This is a genomic window from Streptomyces sp. AF1A (assembly GCF_047340315.1).
Lineage (GTDB): Bacteria > Actinomycetota > Actinomycetes > Streptomycetales > Streptomycetaceae > Streptomyces.
Genome location: NZ_JBLEBI010000162.1, coordinates 1 through 15737, shown reverse-complemented (window position 1 = coordinate 15737; position 15737 = coordinate 1). Strand labels below are relative to the sequence as shown.

The following is a 15737-nucleotide window of genomic DNA, read 5'->3' as shown; positions in this document are numbered from 1 at the left end:
CGGGCGCTGCCGCAGGGCACCCTGCCGCTGCCGCTCGCCGCCGCTGCCGCCGCCCGGGACACCGTGCACGTCGGCGGGCTGCTGGAGACCGCCGCCCTGGAGGAGTCGCCGCCGCCCGGCCACACGGCCGCGCTCATCGCCCTCGGCGCCGCGCAGTTGCTCGCCTGGTCCGGCCAGGGCGCCGTCCCGGCGGAGCTGCCGCTCCGATTGCGCGAGACGCTCGGCTACCTCGTCACCGACGGGAACCCGGCCCCCTGCTGGGCGGAGTTGGCCGAGCTGGCCCGGAAGTGCCCGGCGGGGATCATCGAGCACCCCGGCCCGGCCGTCATCGCCCGCCGGCAGCTCGTGCGCCGCCACCGCGAGCTCCGGCTCGGCGACGCCTGGGACGCGGCGGACGAGGCGCTGTCGACCGCTGAGGCGACCAACTTCCGCTTCGAGGCGGGGCTGAAGACCCACGAGTACCTCTTCCACGCCCAGGGCCTGTTCGGCGCCCTGCGCCCCGCCGTCGACCGGCGCGACCTGTCCGCGGCCGCCCTGTGGGCCACCCGGCAGGAGGTGGCGGACCTGCCCGGCCACCTCGACCGGACCACGGGCGAGCTGATGAAGGGGCACAAGAACAAGATCATCCACAGCGACAAACGGCGGGTCTACCTCAACCGGCTCCACCAGGTGAAGCGGGCCGTCGACGCCGTCGCCGCCTTCCACGACGCGGAGAACGACGCGGACGCCGCCTACGAGGTGACGGAGGCCTTGCCGACCGCGCTCCGACTCGCGGCCGTATGGCCGGAGCTGCAGGGTGACCTGGACGCCCACCCGGCGCCGGTCCGCCACCTCACCCAGCACGCGCTGACCACGCTGAAGGACATCAGGGAATGGGGGAGCGGTGAGCGTGATGCCCACGAATGACCTGGCCGCCGTGGTGACGGACTGGCCGGCGGCCTGGCAGCAGCCCGGCCTGTTCGCGCTCGGCCTGACCGACGTCGGCGCCACCGCCGCTGCGGCCGCCGAGGCCGTGCTGGACGGGCTGCTGGAACCGGTCGCCGACGCGGCCGAAGGCGTGCAACGGCTCATCGACGCCCGGGAGTTCAGGGCCGCCCGCGCCCTGCTGCAGCGCCTCGGGTCCGCACTGGCTCAGGAGCAGCGCACCGAGTTGGACGAGCGCGTCACCCGGGCGGTGACGGCCGCCCGCACGGCGCTGCAGCCACGGGCGCACCAACTCGCCACCCAGGCCGGCGCGCTCGGGAGCGACACCGACCCCGGCTACTGGAGCCTGCTGGTCCAGGACAGCGGCAGGGAGGCGGAACAGGCCCTCGACGAGTGGCGGGAGCGGCTCGACGCCGACGCCGCCAAGCGCCGTTCGGACATCGAGAAGCACGTCGCCGGGCTGCACCACGAGCAGGCCGCGATCGTCCAGGCCTGTCTCGACAGCGGTGAGTACGACGTCGCCGAACGGGTCGCCACCCAGTCCGACTTCGAGCCCGCATGGGCCGTTCCCGCCGGCGTCTCCCGGCCCGATCGCTGGTACTACCCGCAACCGGACCGCACGGTCGTGCAGTGGTTCCTCACCAAGGCACCCGCACCCGCGGACTTCGGCAGACACCGCCCCACCGACTCCGACGAGCCGGCCTGGGCGCTGCTCAACGCCCTGCACGGCGCCCACGACGGCCTCGACAACACCACCGCCCGTGCGCTCGCCGACGCCTTCGGCCACCTCGTCCAGGACGCGGCGGCCCTGCTGCGCCTGCGCCCGGATGGCGACGGCTTCACCGTCGAGGTGTCCTGCTTCGCCGACTCCCGGCTGCCCCGGCTGAAACTGTCCGGGCCGACCACGCTGCACATCGGTCCGCAGCCGCCCGCCCCCGGCGCCGAGCCGCGCCTGTGGCTGCCCACGTCCGACGCCCGGTCCGGTCCGCCGGCGGGGGTGGCGGTGATCGAGCCGCACCTGCTGTTCTCCCTGCTCGAACCGAACGGCGAGGGCCACGCGCCGAGCACGTCATGGCGCCGGATGAACGTCCTGCGCCATCTGTGCGCCCAGCTGCCCTTCGACCGGGTGGTCTCGCTGACCGACCAGGACCTCGGCGACGAGGCCGCGCTGCGCACCACCCTGCTGTGGCTGTTCGACCTGCTCGGACTGCAGGCCGCTCCCGAGGTCGCGGACATGGTCCTGTACTACACGGCCGCCGTGCCGAGCGCCCTCGAGGCGATGCTCCGCGAACTCAGTCGCGCCCCCCGACCGCGCCCGCTCACCCATCAGGACCTCTCCGACTTCCGGGACGACCCCGAGGCGACCCGCGCCGTGCGCACGGCGGTGCTCGCCCCGCTGAAGGACGACCTGTCGGCCCAGGTCGTCCACGGCGCGCTGCTCGGCCGGGCCGCCGGGACCGGCACCGACCGGGTGGACCGCGAGGAGCTGTGCGCCGAACTGGAAGCCCTCACCATGCTCCTGATGGAGGAGTACGAACGCGAGGGCGGCCGGACCCCGAACCTCCCCCTGGAGCGCATCGACGTCGACAGCGCCCTCGAACGCATCGAGAACGCCTTCCTCGCCGAGGTCGGCGACGACGGCGTGCTCCTGCCCGGCCCCGGCCTGGTCTCCCTGCTGTCCGGTGACGAGACGACCGCGAACGCCGTACGGGCGCTGCGGCGGCTGCACGAGAGCCTGGACAAGGCCGAGGAACTGGCCCGGCTGCTGCTCATGAAGCGCACGAAACGGCAGAACGAGCACGTCAAGGCCGGATTCCAGTACGCCGTCCAGCAGCTGGGCGCACGCATGGAGGCGGTTGGCGATCCGGTGCAGCGCAGCGGCCTGCGCCGGCAGATCTCGGCTCTGGAGGAACTCGTCGACGACTGCGAGGCGATCGAGAACAACAACGTCGAGTACGCCGTGCGCACCACGACCTTCGACTTCGTCGGGCTGGCCCGCTCCATCGCCCAGACCCACACCCTCGCCGGACAGGCCGAGGCGGAGGTGGTGGACCGCACGGGCGGCGACGGCCAGGTGACGGCCCGCCGGCTGCTGGTCCAGCTGACGCTGAACGACCTCGTCATCAACGCCACCCAGGCCATGGAGGCCGCCAAGTCGCCCCGCAAAGCGGTGCGGGTCACCGTGGGCCACCGCGACACCGTCACCGAGCGCTTCCTGATCGCGGACATCGAGGACAGCGGGCCGGGGTTCGGCAAGGCCGACCGGACCGCCCTGGACGGCGTACGCAAGGCCAGCGGGATGCCCGGCGGGGAGGGGCTGCGGCTCGCCCAGGAGAACCTGGAGGCCTGCCGGGGGAAGCTGGAGCGGCTCGCGCAGCCCTCGGCCGCACTGGGCGGCGCGCATCTGCGCATCTGGCTGCCGCGGGATTCGTGAGACCCGGATGCAGGTGACCCTCAGCGGCCGTCGATGAGCTTCTGCACCACCACGGTGAGCGGGACCATGGCCCCGTCCTTGTCGTTGTGCTTGGGGATGACCGTGCGGACGCCGAGCCGCTGCTTGACGCTGTCGAGGTCCTCGAAGGGCAGCCCGGCCGACATCAGCGCGGTGGGGATCTGCGGGTTCCGCTTGCGCAGTTGATCCAGGACGATCTCGCCGGACTCGTCCAGCATGTTCTCGTGCAGATGGCGGTCGACGAGGGCGCAGTCGTAGTCCAGCTCATCCCGCTGCAGCAGCGCGCCCCACTCCTCCAGCGAGGTGACGACCTCGCACTCGTACAGGCCGCCGAGAGCCGAGGCGAGCCGGCCGCCGATCATGTCGTCGACGATGAGCACCCGCTTGCGGCGCGGCGTTTCGCGCGCGGGCGCGCCGCGCCAGGCTTCCGCCTCGGCGGAGAACACCTCGCAGAAGCGGTTCCAGTGGGCCAACTCCGCCCGCTGCTGCGGCGCGAGGGCCTGCACGTGCCGCACCAGCCGGTCGCGCGCCCCGCGGACGTCGGCCCACAACGCGGGCCGCAGCCGGGACTTACTGCGCTCCCAGGGGCTGCCCCGCCACAGACCGAGCAGCGCATCCACACGGTTCCGGGGCGTGTCGGGCCCCAGCACCGCCACGCCCTCCCGCAGCATCAGGGCGTCGACCTGGTCCGGCGGCGGCGACAGGACGTAGTTGCCCCCCGCGTGCGGCTTGGGCAGTGGCACCCACTGGCGCAGCCGCATCACCGTCTGGGCGACCGGATTGTTGTCCTCCAGCGGGAGGTGCGACCACAACTCCCTGCGCAGCCAGTCCGAGGAGCGGCCCTCCGGCCCCGCGAGCACGAGCGCGGCCATCAGGTCGCCGGGCAGCGGAGGCAGGTCACGAACCCTGCCGTCCGGGTACTGGACGCGCGGCGTACCGAGGATCTCCACCCGGATACCCGCCCATTGAGTCGGCCGCTGTTGGCTCATTCCCTCACGATAGCCACAGCCGAGCTGCGCCGATGACAATCCGGTGACCAACGTCCTTGCAACGGGCTCACCGTGTCGGGCCGTCACATCGAAAGTGCAGCTCGAAGCGGCTTCGAGCGGTCATCGGCCCGAGCCGAGACTCGGGCCATGACATGGATGAGCACACTTCGCGCGAGGACCGCCGCGGGCGGCTCCTCCGCCGCCTTCATCACCGCGGCGGCGACCACCCACACTCCCTGGCTCTACGGCCTGGCGGTCGTCAGCGCCGTCCTGCCCTGGCTGGGCTCCATGACCTGGCGCTGCGTCTTCGCCACGAAGCCGGCGGAGGTACGCACGGACCTGCTGGAACTGATGCGGATCGAGGGAGGTGAGGTGAGGGGCGGTGGGCCGGGGCCGGCTCGTCGCGGCGCCGGGCCCCGGCAGCGGTGAGACGTACGGCCTGATGGCCACACGTCGGAGCCCTGTCTCACCTTTGTGAGGCAGGGCTTTCGCCGTCACCCCTTGTTCGACCCCAGCGTCAGCCCGCTCACGAACTGCCGCTGCAGGACGAAGTACACGACCAGGGTCGGGATGGCGGTGAGCAGCGCGCCGGCGGCGACCAGGTTGGGGTCGGTGAAGTACTGGCCCGAGAGGTTGTTCAGGGCCGAGGTGATCGGCATGTTCTCGCCGGTCGAGATCAGCACGAGGGCCCAGAAGAAGTCGTTGTAGATCCAGATGGACAGCAGGGTCGCGAGCGCGGCCATCGCCGGCTTGCACAGGGGCAGCGTGATCTGCCAGTACAGCCGCCACACCGAGGCCCCGTCGACCAGCGCCGCCTCGGTCAACTCGTGTGGCAGCGAGCGCATGTAGTTGCTCAGCACGAAGGCGCAGAAGCCGGACTGGAACGCCACGTGGATCAGGACCAGGCCCAGCGCGGAGTCGTACAGCTTGCCGCTCGCCGTGATGCCCGGGAGGTTCGTCAGCAGGTACAGCCGGTACAGCGGGGTGATGATGACCTGCTGCGGCAGCAGGTTGCCGGCCGTGAAGACCAGCAGCAGCGCCAGGTTGACCCGGAAGTCGAAGCGGGCGACGTAGAAGGCGACGCAGGAGGACAGGAACAGCGTCAGCAGGACGGCCGGCACCGCGATGACCAGCGTGTTGCCGAAGTAGTGCACCATGTCCGACTGCTGGAACGCGTTCTTGAAGTTGTCGAAATTCAGCGTGTGCGGCCAGGAGACGTACCCCCGGGCGCTCGTCTCGCTGTACGGGCGCAGGGCCGAGAAGACCGCCCACAGCAGCGGCGCGAGCCAGGCCAGCGCCGTGCCCGCGAGGAAGACGTGCAGCAGGACCCGGGCGGGGCGGAGCGGGGCGCGCCGCTTCAGCGGGTAGGTGGTGGTGCTCATGCGCGCCGCTCCTTCCGGAAGGTGGCGATCAGGTACGGGATGATCACCGCGAGCGAGATCACCAGAAGGACGACGGCGATGGCCGACCCGTAACCGATGCGGCTGGACTCGCCGATGATGTTGTTGGTGACCAGGATCGACAGCAACTCCGTGCCCTGGGCGCCCTTGTTGAAGACGAAGACCAGGTCGAACGCGCGCAGGGCCTCGATGATGGTGACCACCAGGACCACCGTGTTGGTCGGGCGCAGGGTGGGGAAGATGACGCTCTTGAACGTCTGCCACTCGTTGGCGCCGTCCAGCGCGGACGCCTCCCGCAGCGACGGGTCGACGCTCTTCAGACCGGCGAGGTACAGGATCATCATGTAGCCGGTGTGCCGCCAGGACGCGGCGATCAGGATCGCCCACAGGTTGAGCTTGGGGTCGCCGATCCAGTCGATGTAGTGGCCGGGCTTGTTGGCCCCGATGATGCTGTTGATCAGGCCGGTGTCCGGGTTGTAGACGAGCTGCCAGACGAAGCCGATGCACGCCATCGAGATGACGACCGGCAGGAAGAACGCGGTCTGGTAGACCCGGCTGAAGCGGATCCGCTTGTCCAGCTGGACGGCGAGGAACAGGCCGAACGGGGTCGGGATCAGGATGAGCACGACGAACCAGATGACGTTGTGCTCGACGGCCGGCCAGAACTGAGGGTTGTCCGCGAAGAGTTGTGTGAAGTTGTCCAGGCCCACCCACTTGATCGAGTCGAACCCGATGCCGTCCCAGGTGGTGAAGGCGAGGAAGATCGAGGCGATGGCGGTGACCCAGACCAGGGCCACGTGCAGGACCGTGGGCACGCCCGCCATCAGGGCGAGCGTGAACCGGTCACGGCGGGTCAGCAGGCGCCTATGGCCGTGCGTGACCCGCTTGTTCTCGGCTGCGGCACCCGGAGGCGGCTCGGCGGCCGCCTCCGGGGAGTTCGTCGTCGTGTCCGTCGTCATGGGGGCGCTCACGAGGACGCGAAGATCGTCTTCTTCTGGCGCTCGATGGACGACAGCAGGCTGTCCACGCCCTTGGGGTTCTGCAGGAACTTCTGCAGCCCCGGCTGCATCACCGTGGAGGTGAAGTCCGGCCGGGAGTCGCGGTCCATGAACTGCGTCAGGCTCTTGGCGCCGCTGATCATGGTGTACGCCTTCTTCTGCAGCGCGGTGTAGGAGGAGGTGTCGGCCTTGCTGGAGGCGGCCACCACGCTGTTGTCGGCCTTGAGGTACGTCGCCTCGGCCTCGGGGGTGCCGAGGAACTCCATGAGCCTGACGACGCCGTCGTGGTTCTTCGGGGACTTGCTGACCATGAACCCGTCGGTGGGCGCCTCGACCGTGTCCTGGCCGTACGCGGAGTTGATCTCCGGGAAGGCGAAGAAGTCGAGGTCGTCCAGGTCGGCCTTGTTGGTGAACTGCTGGGCCACGAAGGAGCCCAGGAGGTACATGCCGGACTTCTTGGACACGAGGCCCTGCGCGGCGTCCTGCCAGGTGCGGCCCATGAAGCCGTCCTGGTGGTAGGGGAGGATCTCCGCCCAGTGGTCGAAGACCGCCTTCACCTTGGGGTCGGTCCAGGACTCCTTGCCCGCCATCAGGGACTTGTGGAAGTCGTAGCCGTTCAGGCGGAAGTTGATCTGGTCGAAGGTGCCCATCGCCGGCCAGGCGTCCTTGTCGCCGAAGGCGATCGGGACCAGGCCGTCCCCCTTCATCTGCTTGCACAGGGCGACGAGTTCGTCCCAGGTGGTCGGGATCTTGTAGCCGTGCTGCTGGAAGACGCTCTTGCGGTAGAAGAGCGCCCACGGGTACGTGTACAGCGGCACGAAGTAGTACTTGCCGTCCTCGCCCTTGCTGAGCTGCTTCATCGCGTCGGGGAAGTTGTCCCCGATCTTCGCCCACACGTCGTCGATCGGCGAGGCCAGGTTCTTCGCCGCGAAGAACTGCATCCGGTATCCGGCGAACCAGGTGAACACGTCGTCCGGCGTGCCCTGGAGGTAGGAGTTGATCTGCTCCTGGAAGGTGTTGTGGTCCTTCGTGTTGACATCGACCTTGATGCCGGACTTCTTGGTGAAGGCCGCGTAGATCTCGGCGAAGGCCTTCTTCGGCACCGCGTCCGAGGCGTTGGAGCCGAGGGTGACGGTCTTTGGGTCGGAGGAGGAACCGCTGCCGCCGCAGGCGGACAGCAGGGGTATGCCCGCACCGGCGAGCAGGGCGGCACCGCCTGCTCCGCGCAGCAGCGAACGACGACTGGGACCCGGGACGGAAAGACCGGAGGAGGACAGGCGCATGGCGGCTCCTGAGGCATACAGGGTTCGGTCAAGGGGTTGAGTTGATCCCGTCGAAACCGCTCAGAAATCAACTCGACCGAACATCGTGGGCGTAATAACAGCCCCATGTCCGCTCATGCGTCAATAGCTCCGGTCGTACTCGCCGGTGTCTTGCCCGAAACGTAATCGTCATCGTCACCTGCACTGTTGGGGGCGGGTGAAAGGCGACAGCCCCCGCGGGCCGAACGCCGCGGGGGCTGTGTGAACGCGGGTGGTTCCGCTTCCGGGTCTGACCAGGACGCCTTCCGGGCCGGACGGGTGGCGCTCAGGACCTGACCAGCAGTTGGAAGTCGAAGGCGTAGAGGGAGGCCCGGTAGACATGGGCGCCGTACTCCACCGGGCGGCCGGTGTCGTCGTAGGCCGTGCGCTGCATGGTGAGCAGGGCGGCGCCCTCCTTCTCGTCCAGCAGCGCGGCCTCCTCGGCCGTCGCGCTGCGCGCGCCGATGGACTGGCGGGCGCTGTGCAGGGTGATGCCGGCCGCCCGCATCAGGCGGTACAGGCCCGTCGACTCCAGCCGCTCCGTGTCGAGTTGGAGCAGTGAGGCGGGCAGGTGGTTGCAGAGGAACGCCACCGGCCGGCCGTGCGTGCGGCGCAGCCGCTCCAGCACGACGACCTCGGCGCCCTCGCTGAGGCCGAGGGCCGCGGCCACGTGGGCGGCCGCCGGGAGCCGCTCGGCCCGCAGCACCCGGGTTGTCGGCGCCTGTCCGGCCGCCTCCAGGTCGTCGTAGAGGCTGCTCAGCTCCAGCGGCCGTTTGACCTGGCTGTGCACGACCTGCGTGCCGACGCCGCGGCGGCGCACCAGCAGCCCCTTGTCGACCAGGGACTGGATGGCCTGGCGGACGGTGGGCCTAGACAGCCCGAGCCGCACGGACAGGTCGACCTCGTTGCCCAGCAGGTCCCCCGGGGCCAGCGCCCCGTGCTCGATGGCCGACTCCAACTGCTGGGCGAGCTGGTAGTACAACGGCACCGGGCTCGTGCGGTCGAGGAAGAAGGTGAGGGAGTCGAGCGCGCGATCACCCGGTGCCGTTCGCTGCGCGGTGCGGTGTACTGGGCTCATGCCTCACAGGTGTAGGCCCGGGCGGGTGAGAGTGTCAATGGTTTGTGCTTACATTCGGACCTGCTTGTGAAATGATGTCTTAACAAAGTATTGACAGAGCGCCCGTCAAGGACTTGGATCGCGTCCCAACGCAACAGCGTCCCTTCCCCCGTCGCACGCACAGTGAGGTGCAAGGAAAGATGGACCGCTCTTCTCGTTCTGGCTCCCGCAGACTGGCGCCGTTCGTGGCCGTGGCCGCCGCGGCGGCCCTGGCCCTCACCGGGTGCTCCAGCGCCCACGGCGGCAAGAAGGCCGAGGAGGCGGCGCAGAACGCCTCCGCGGGCAAGGCCAACACCCCCCGGATGACGGTCGCCCTGGTCACGCACCAGGCGCCCGGCGACACCTTCTGGGACACCGTCCGCAAGGGCGCCGAGGCCGCGGCGGCCAAGGACAACATCAAGCTCGTCTACTCCGCCGACCCGAACGCCGGCGCCCAGGCGAACCTGGTGCAGAACGCGATCGACCAGAAGGTCGACGGCATAGCGGTCACCCTGGCCAAGCCCGACGCGATGAAGAGCGTGATCGGCAAGGCGCAGCAGGCCGGCATCCCGGTGGTCGGCCTGAACTCGGGCCTGAGCGACTGGAAGAAGCTCGGGCTGCTGGAGTTCTTCGGGCAGGACGAGAGCGTGGCCGGCGAGGCGTTCGGCAACAAGCTGAACACCACGGGCGCCAAGAAGATCGCCTGTGTGATCCAGGAGCAGGGCAACGTGGGCCTCACCCAGCGCTGCGACGGGGTGAAGAAGACGTTCAAGGGCACCACGGAGACGCTGTACGTGAACGGCACCGACATGCCGTCCGTGCGGTCCACCATCACGGCGAAGCTGAAGCAGGACACCTCCATCGACACCGTCGTCGCCCTGGGCGCCCCGTTCGCCCTGACCGCGGTGCAGTCGGTGGGCGACGCCGGCAGCAAGGCAAAGGTGGCCACGTTCGACCTCAACAAGGACCTGGTGAAGGCGGTCAAGAACGGCAGCATCGAGTTCGCCGTCGACCAGCAGCCCTATCTGCAGGGCTACCTGGCGGTCGACTCCCTGTGGCTGTACAAGTACAACGGCAACTACAGCGGCGGCGGGGTCCAGCCGGTGCTGACCGGCCCGGCCTTCGTCGACAAGTCCAACGTCGACAAGGTCGCCGAGTTCGCCGCGAAGGGGACCCGGTGATGAGCATGGCCCAGCCGGCCGGTCCGGCCGTCGGCAGACCGCCGGCGTCCGGCCCCGAGAAGACCGACGGCCGCACCGTCCGGCGCCCGCTGGCGCTGCGGCTGCTCGCCCGGCCCGAGGTCGGCGTCTTCCTCGGCGCCGTCGCCGTCCTGGTCTTCTTCCTGATCGTCGCGCCGTCGGTCCGCCAGGGCAGCTCGATGGCCACGATCCTCTACCAGTCCTCGACCATCGGGATCATGGCCCTCCCGGTGGCCCTGCTGATGATCGGCGGCGAGTTCGACCTGTCGGCCGGCGTCGCCGTGATCACCTCGGCGCTCACCGCGAGCATGCTCAGCTACCAGCTGACGATGAACGTGTGGGTCGGCGTGATCGTCGCCCTGGTCGTCTCGCTGGGGGTCGGCGCCTTCAACGGCTGGATGGTGATGAAGACCGGGCTGCCCAGCTTCCTGGTCACCCTCGGCACCTTCCTGATCCTGCAGGGCGTCAACCTCGCCGTGACCAAGCTGGTCACGGGCAACGTCGCCACCGACGACATCAGCGACATGGACGGCTTCGACCAGGCCCGGAAGGTCTTCGCCTCCTCCTTCGACGTCGGGGGCGTCCAGGTGAAGATCACGGTGGTGTGGTGGCTGGTCTTCGCGGCCCTGGCGACCTGGGTGCTGCTGCGCACCAAGTACGGCAACTGGATCTTTGCCGTCGGCGGCAGCCAGGACAGCGCCCGCGCCGTCGGCGTCCCGGTGAAGTTCACCAAGATCACGCTGTTCATGCTGGTCGGGTTCGGCGCCTGGTTCGTCGGCATGCACCAGCTGTTCTCGTTCAACACCGTGCAGTCCGGCGAGGGCGTCGGCCAGGAGCTGATCTACATCGCCGCGGCCGTCATCGGCGGCTGCCTGCTCACCGGCGGCTACGGCTCGGCCATCGGACCCGTCTTCGGCGCCTTCATGTTCGGCATGGTCAACCAGGGCATCGTGTACGCCGGCTGGAACCCCGACTGGTTCAAGGCCTTCCTCGGCGTGATGCTGCTCGGCGCCGTACTGATCAATCTGTGGGTCCAGCGCACGGCGACCCGGAGGTAACCGATGACTGACAACGGAACCGGAACCCACGGCGCCGTCCTCGCGGACACCGGGCCCGCCGGGGACGCGCCCCTGGTCGAGCTGCGCGGGGCGGGCAAGTCCTACGGCAACATCCGCGCCCTGCACGGCGTCGACCTCGCAGTGCACGCCGGCCGGGTGACCTGCGTGCTCGGCGACAACGGAGCCGGCAAGTCCACCCTCATCAAGATCATCTCGGGGCTGCACCAGCACACCGAGGGCGACTTCCTCGTCGACGGGCGGCCGGTGCGGTTCGACAGCCCGCGCGAGGCGCTCGACCAGGGCATCGCGGCGGTCTACCAGGACCTGGCCACCGTCTCGCTGATGCCCGTGTGGCGCAACTTCTTCCTCGGCTCCGAGCTGACCAAGGGGCCCTGGCCGGTCCGCCGCCTGGACATCGCCCGCATGAAGGCCACCGCCGACCGGGAACTGCGCAACATGGGCATCGTCCTGGACGACCTCGAGCAGCCCATCGGCACCCTCTCCGGCGGCCAGCGCCAGTGCGTGGCCATCGCCCGCGCCGTCCACTTCGGCGCCCGGGTGCTCATCCTGGACGAGCCGACCGCCGCGCTGGGCGTCAAGCAGTCCGGCGTGGTGCTGAAGTACATCGCCGCCGCCCGCGACCGCGGCCTCGGCGTCATCTTCATCACCCACAACCCCCACCACGCCTACATGGTCGGCGACCACTTCAGCGTGCTGCGCCTGGGCACCCTGGAGCTGTCCGCCGACCGCAGCGAGGTCAGCCTCGAGGAGCTGACCAACCACATGGCCGGCGGCGCCGAACTCGCCGCGCTCAAGCACGAACTGGCCCAGGTGCGGGGCGTCGACGTCGAGGGACTGCCCGAAGAGGACGACCTCACCGCACCCGTGGCGCCCTCCCCGGAAGGGAACTCCTGACCATGTCCCACGCGTCGTCCCACGCGTCGCCCCACGCGTCGTCCCACGCGTCGCCCCACGGATCGTCCCACGCCCTCGACCGCATCCGGGTGGGCTCGGCCCCCGACTCCTGGGGCGTCTGGTTCCCCGACGACCCGCGGCAGGTGCCCTGGGAACGCTTCCTCGACGAGGTCGCCGAGGCCGGCTACGACTGGATCGAACTCGGCCCCTACGGCTACCTGCCCACCGACCCCGCACGGCTCACCGAGGAGGTGGCCCGGCGGAACCTGAAGGTCTCGGCGGGCACGGTCTTCACCGGCCTGCACCGCGGACCCGCCGTCTGGGAGCAGACCTGGGCGCACGTCGGCCAGGTCGCGGCGCTGACCCGGGCGATGGGGGCGCGGCACCTGGTGGTGATCCCCTCCTTCTGGCGGGACGACAAGACCGCGGAGATCCTGGAGCCGCCGGAGCTGACCGCCGAGCAGTGGGCGCACCTGACCAAGGGCATGGAGCGGCTCGGCCACGAGGTCAAGGAGCGCTACGGCCTGGACATCGTCGTGCACCCGCACGCCGACACCCACATCGACACCGAGGCCCACGTCGAGCGCTTCCTGGACTCCACCGACTCCGACCTGGTCAACCTCTGCCTGGACACCGGGCACTACGCCTACTGCGGCGGCGACAGCGTCAAGCTGATCGAGACCTACGGCGAGCGCATCGGCTATCTGCACCTCAAACAGGTCGACCCCGACATCCTCGCCGAGGTCGTGGCGAACGAGGTCCCCTTCGGACCGGCCGTGCAGCGCGGGGTGATGTGCGAACCGCCGTCCGGCGTGCCCGCGCTGGGGCCGGTGCTGGAGGCCGCGCAGCGGCTGGGCGTGGAGCTGTTCGCCATCGTCGAGCAGGACATGTACCCGTGCGAGCCGGACCGGCCGCTGCCGATCGCGGTCAGGACACGGAAGTTCCTGCGGTCCTGCGGGGCGTGAGCCGCACGGCACGGCGATGGTCGCGGTCCCGCGGGCCTGGTTCCCGCGGGACCGCGACGGATTCGGCCAGTACGTGGCCGGGAACCAACCAGGGGCACGAACGCGTTGTGCACGACGACGGGGGACGCCCGCACGGACGGGAGGGCCAGATGACACACCGCACGGAACCCGGCGAGACCCCTCAGGAGCCCGCCGCCGCGGCCGCACTGCGCCGCGCCCGCTTCGGCACCCTGCCCGAGCGCATACGCCCCGAGGACACGGTGGAGACGAATCCGGCGACCGTGCCGGATCCCGCGCGGGACACCTACAACCCTGACGAGTGGCTGATCCGGTACTGCGGCTGAGGCCTCTGCCCGCCCGTCTCGGCGGTCCTTCGCCCCCGCCGCCCCCGCCTCGGCCGGCGTGCACCGCCCAGATCCGTACGAGGAGGGAGCCGGCGGTCGCGGCACGGACCGGGCCGGGCGGCGCGATGCCCGAGGCGATGAATCCGCTCCGGCCTATCTCCCTCTCTTCCTGACCGTGGGCGCGCCGGCCGAACTGGGAGTCGGGGTGGCGGCGGTCCGGACCCAGGGGTGGCCCCGCCGACCGGCCGACGCCCGGCGGACTCGGCACACGACCCGCGGAGCGTCTCGTGGCCGCCCGTCCCGACCGAGGGGACGGACGCCGGCGGACGCTCGGTGAAGTCGGCATACGGCCCGGGGCGCGTCTCGTGGCCGCCCGTCTCGGCCGAGAGGACGGCCCGGCGGTTCGCTGTACCCGCCGGGCCGTATGCCCGCCGTCAGCCCTCCCGCACCTCCGCCACGGTCACCGGACGGTGCTCGTGCAGGGAGAGGGTGCAGGCCTCCGCGATCCAGCCGGCCTCCAGGGCGTCCTCGACGGTGCAGGGGGAGGGGCGGGTGCCGGAGACCACCTCGGTGAAGGCGGTGAGTTCGGCGCGGTAGGCGGCGGTGAAGCGGTCCATGAAGAAGTCGTGCGGGGTGCCGGACGGGAAGGTGGCGCCCGGCTCGACCGAGCGCAGCGGAAGCTTGTCGTCCAGGCCGACGGCGATGGAGTCGGCGAAGCCGTGGAGTTCCATTCGCACGTCGTAACCCCGGGCGTTGTGGCGGGAGTTGGAGACCACCGCGATGGTGCCGTCGTCCAGGGTCAGGATCGCGCCGGTGGTGTCGGCGTCGCCCGCCCGGCGGATGTAGTCGGCGCCCCGGTTGCCGCCGACCGCGTACACCTCGGTGACCTCGCGGCCCGTCACCCAGCGGATGATGTCGAAGTCGTGCACGGAGCAGTCGCGGAAGATGCCGCCGGACGCGGCGACGTACGCGGCCGGCGGCGGCGCCGGGTCCAGGGTGGTGGAGCGGACGGTGTGCAGCTTGCCCAGTTCGCCCGCCCGTACGGCCGCCCGCGCGGCGGCGAAGCCCGCGTCGAAGCGGCGGTTGTAGCCGATCTGGATCGGCACACCGCGGTCCCGCACGGACCGCAGCACCTCCACACCCTCCGCCATGGTGCGGGCCACCGGCTTCTCGCAGAAGACCGGGACGCCGGCCTCGACGCCCGCCCGGATCAGCGCGGGGTGGGCGTCCGTGGCCGCCGCCACGACGAGGCCGTCCACCCCGGCGGCCAGCAGTGCCTCCGGCGAGTCCGCCACGTCGGCGCCGAACCGCTCGGCGGCGGCCTTGGCGGCGTCCGCGAACGGATCGGCGACGACGAGCGACTCGACGGCGTCCAGCCCGGACAGGGTCTCGGCGTGGAAGGCGCCGATGCGGCCGAGGCCGAGGATTCCGATGCGCATGGGTGGTGCAACTCCTTGGTGCCGGATGCGGGGGAGGGGGAGGTCAGTCGAGGGCGCCGAGCACGTTCTGGTCCCAGTCGATCACCGATCCGGTGACCACTCCGGACCGGTCGGACAGCAGGAAGACCACGAAGTCGGCGATTTCGTCCGGCCGGCCGAGCGTGCCCATCGGCAGCCGGGCGGCGGCCTGCTCGCGCCAGTCGTCGCCGGCGCCGTGGAAGGCGCGCTGGGTGGCGTCCTCCCCCTCGGTCGCGGTCCAGCCGATGTTCAGGCCGTTGATGCGGATCCGGTCCCAGCGGTGGGCGTGCGCCGCGTTCCGGGTCAGCCCCACAAGGCCCGCCTTGGCGGCGACGTACGGCGCGAGGAACGGCTGCCCGCCGTGCGCCGACGAGGTGATGATGTTGACGATCGTGCCGGGCGCCTTGCGGGCCACCATGTCGGCGACCGCCGCCTGCATCGCGAAGAACGGGCCCTTGAGGTTGACCGCGATGTGCGCGTCGAACAGCTCGGGCGTGGTGTCCAGCAGCGTGCCCCGGGAGGTCAGCCCGGCCGAGTTCACCAGGCAGTCGATGCGGCCGTGGGCGTCCACCACCTCGGTGACCGACGCCCTGGCCTGCCCGGCGTCCGACAGGTCCGCCCGGATGTACGTCGCCCTGC

The 15737-nt window shown here is 70.5% G+C and carries 15 protein-coding genes; 8 read left to right on the top strand and 7 right to left on the bottom strand.

All coding sequences use genetic code 11. The features are described from left to right. On the top strand, positions 1 to 906 hold a 906-nt coding region (locus tag ACLU3S_RS29670; protein WP_413955049.1), incomplete at its 5' end, for a hypothetical protein. After that, the gene (locus tag ACLU3S_RS29665; RefSeq protein WP_413955048.1) at positions 893 to 3358 is read left to right on the top strand and encodes a hypothetical protein; all 2466 of its coding nucleotides are present in this window, start codon (positions 893 to 895) and stop codon (positions 3356 to 3358) included. The genes ACLU3S_RS29670 and ACLU3S_RS29665, both read left to right, overlap by 14 nt. A gap of 20 nt (positions 3359 to 3378) precedes the next feature. Here ACLU3S_RS29665 and ACLU3S_RS29660 read toward each other — a convergent pair whose 3' ends face one another. After that, positions 3379 to 4365, bottom strand: coding sequence for a hypothetical protein (locus ACLU3S_RS29660; RefSeq protein ID WP_413955047.1), 987 nt, complete (start codon positions 4363 to 4365; stop codon positions 3379 to 3381). A gap of 156 nt (positions 4366 to 4521) precedes the next feature. Between ACLU3S_RS29660 and ACLU3S_RS29655 the strand changes: the two genes are divergently transcribed. After that, on the top strand, positions 4522 to 4794 hold the full coding sequence (locus tag ACLU3S_RS29655) for a hypothetical protein (protein WP_413955046.1): 273 nt from the start codon (positions 4522 to 4524) through the stop codon (positions 4792 to 4794). A 65-nt stretch (positions 4795 to 4859) separates the two neighbouring features. On the opposite strand, the gene ACLU3S_RS29650 is transcribed toward ACLU3S_RS29655, so the two are convergent. The 4 genes from ACLU3S_RS29650 to ACLU3S_RS29635 form a co-directional block, all read right to left on the bottom strand. Continuing rightward, positions 4860 to 5747 carry a carbohydrate ABC transporter permease gene (locus ACLU3S_RS29650; RefSeq protein ID WP_413955045.1) on the bottom strand — a complete coding sequence of 296 codons (888 nt, stop codon included), beginning with the start codon at positions 5745 to 5747 and terminating at the stop codon, positions 4860 to 4862. Continuing rightward, on the bottom strand, positions 5744 to 6724 hold the full coding sequence (locus tag ACLU3S_RS29645; RefSeq protein WP_413955044.1) for a carbohydrate ABC transporter permease: 981 nt from the start codon (positions 6722 to 6724) through the stop codon (positions 5744 to 5746). Before ACLU3S_RS29645 ends, ACLU3S_RS29650 begins: the two co-directional genes overlap by 4 nt. 8 nt (positions 6725 to 6732) lie before the next feature. Further along, positions 6733 to 8046 carry an ABC transporter substrate-binding protein gene (locus ACLU3S_RS29640; protein WP_413955043.1) on the bottom strand — a complete coding sequence of 438 codons (1314 nt, stop codon included), beginning with the start codon at positions 8044 to 8046 and terminating at the stop codon, positions 6733 to 6735. Between the two features lie 304 nt (positions 8047 to 8350). Beyond that, positions 8351 to 9142: a GntR family transcriptional regulator gene (locus tag ACLU3S_RS29635; RefSeq protein ID WP_413955042.1), complete on the bottom strand. Its 792-nt coding sequence runs from the start codon at positions 9140 to 9142 to the stop codon at positions 8351 to 8353. Positions 9143 to 9321: 179 nt separating this feature from the next. On the opposite strand from ACLU3S_RS29635, the gene ACLU3S_RS29630 reads away from it, so the two are divergent. The 5 genes from ACLU3S_RS29630 (at position 9322) to ACLU3S_RS29610 (ending at position 13641) form a co-directional block, all read left to right on the top strand. Next, complete coding sequence (locus ACLU3S_RS29630; RefSeq protein ID WP_413955041.1) at positions 9322 to 10341, top strand: substrate-binding domain-containing protein; 1020 nt, start codon at positions 9322 to 9324, stop codon at positions 10339 to 10341. Beyond that, a complete protein-coding gene (locus ACLU3S_RS29625; RefSeq protein WP_413955040.1) occupies positions 10341 to 11417 on the top strand; it encodes an ABC transporter permease in 1077 nt (358 codons plus the stop codon). The genes ACLU3S_RS29630 and ACLU3S_RS29625 overlap by 1 nt, the downstream gene beginning before the upstream one ends. Positions 11418 to 11420: 3 nt before the next feature. Then, complete coding sequence (locus ACLU3S_RS29620; protein WP_413955039.1) at positions 11421 to 12332, top strand: ATP-binding cassette domain-containing protein; 912 nt, start codon at positions 11421 to 11423, stop codon at positions 12330 to 12332. A 2-nt stretch (positions 12333 to 12334) separates the two neighbouring features. Then, positions 12335 to 13297: a sugar phosphate isomerase/epimerase family protein gene (locus ACLU3S_RS29615; RefSeq protein ID WP_413955038.1), complete on the top strand. Its 963-nt coding sequence runs from the start codon at positions 12335 to 12337 to the stop codon at positions 13295 to 13297. A gap of 149 nt (positions 13298 to 13446) precedes the next feature. Continuing rightward, on the top strand, positions 13447 to 13641 hold the full coding sequence (locus tag ACLU3S_RS29610) for a hypothetical protein (protein ID WP_413955037.1): 195 nt from the start codon (positions 13447 to 13449) through the stop codon (positions 13639 to 13641). A gap of 434 nt (positions 13642 to 14075) precedes the next feature. Here the strand turns inward: ACLU3S_RS29610 and ACLU3S_RS29605 are convergent, their stop codons facing one another. Both ACLU3S_RS29605 and ACLU3S_RS29600 read right to left on the bottom strand, forming a co-directional pair. Next, complete coding sequence (locus tag ACLU3S_RS29605) at positions 14076 to 15080, bottom strand: Gfo/Idh/MocA family oxidoreductase (protein ID WP_413955036.1); 1005 nt, start codon at positions 15078 to 15080, stop codon at positions 14076 to 14078. A gap of 43 nt (positions 15081 to 15123) precedes the next feature. Next, on the bottom strand, positions 15124 to 15737 hold a 614-nt coding region (locus ACLU3S_RS29600), incomplete at its 5' end, for an SDR family oxidoreductase (RefSeq protein ID WP_413955035.1).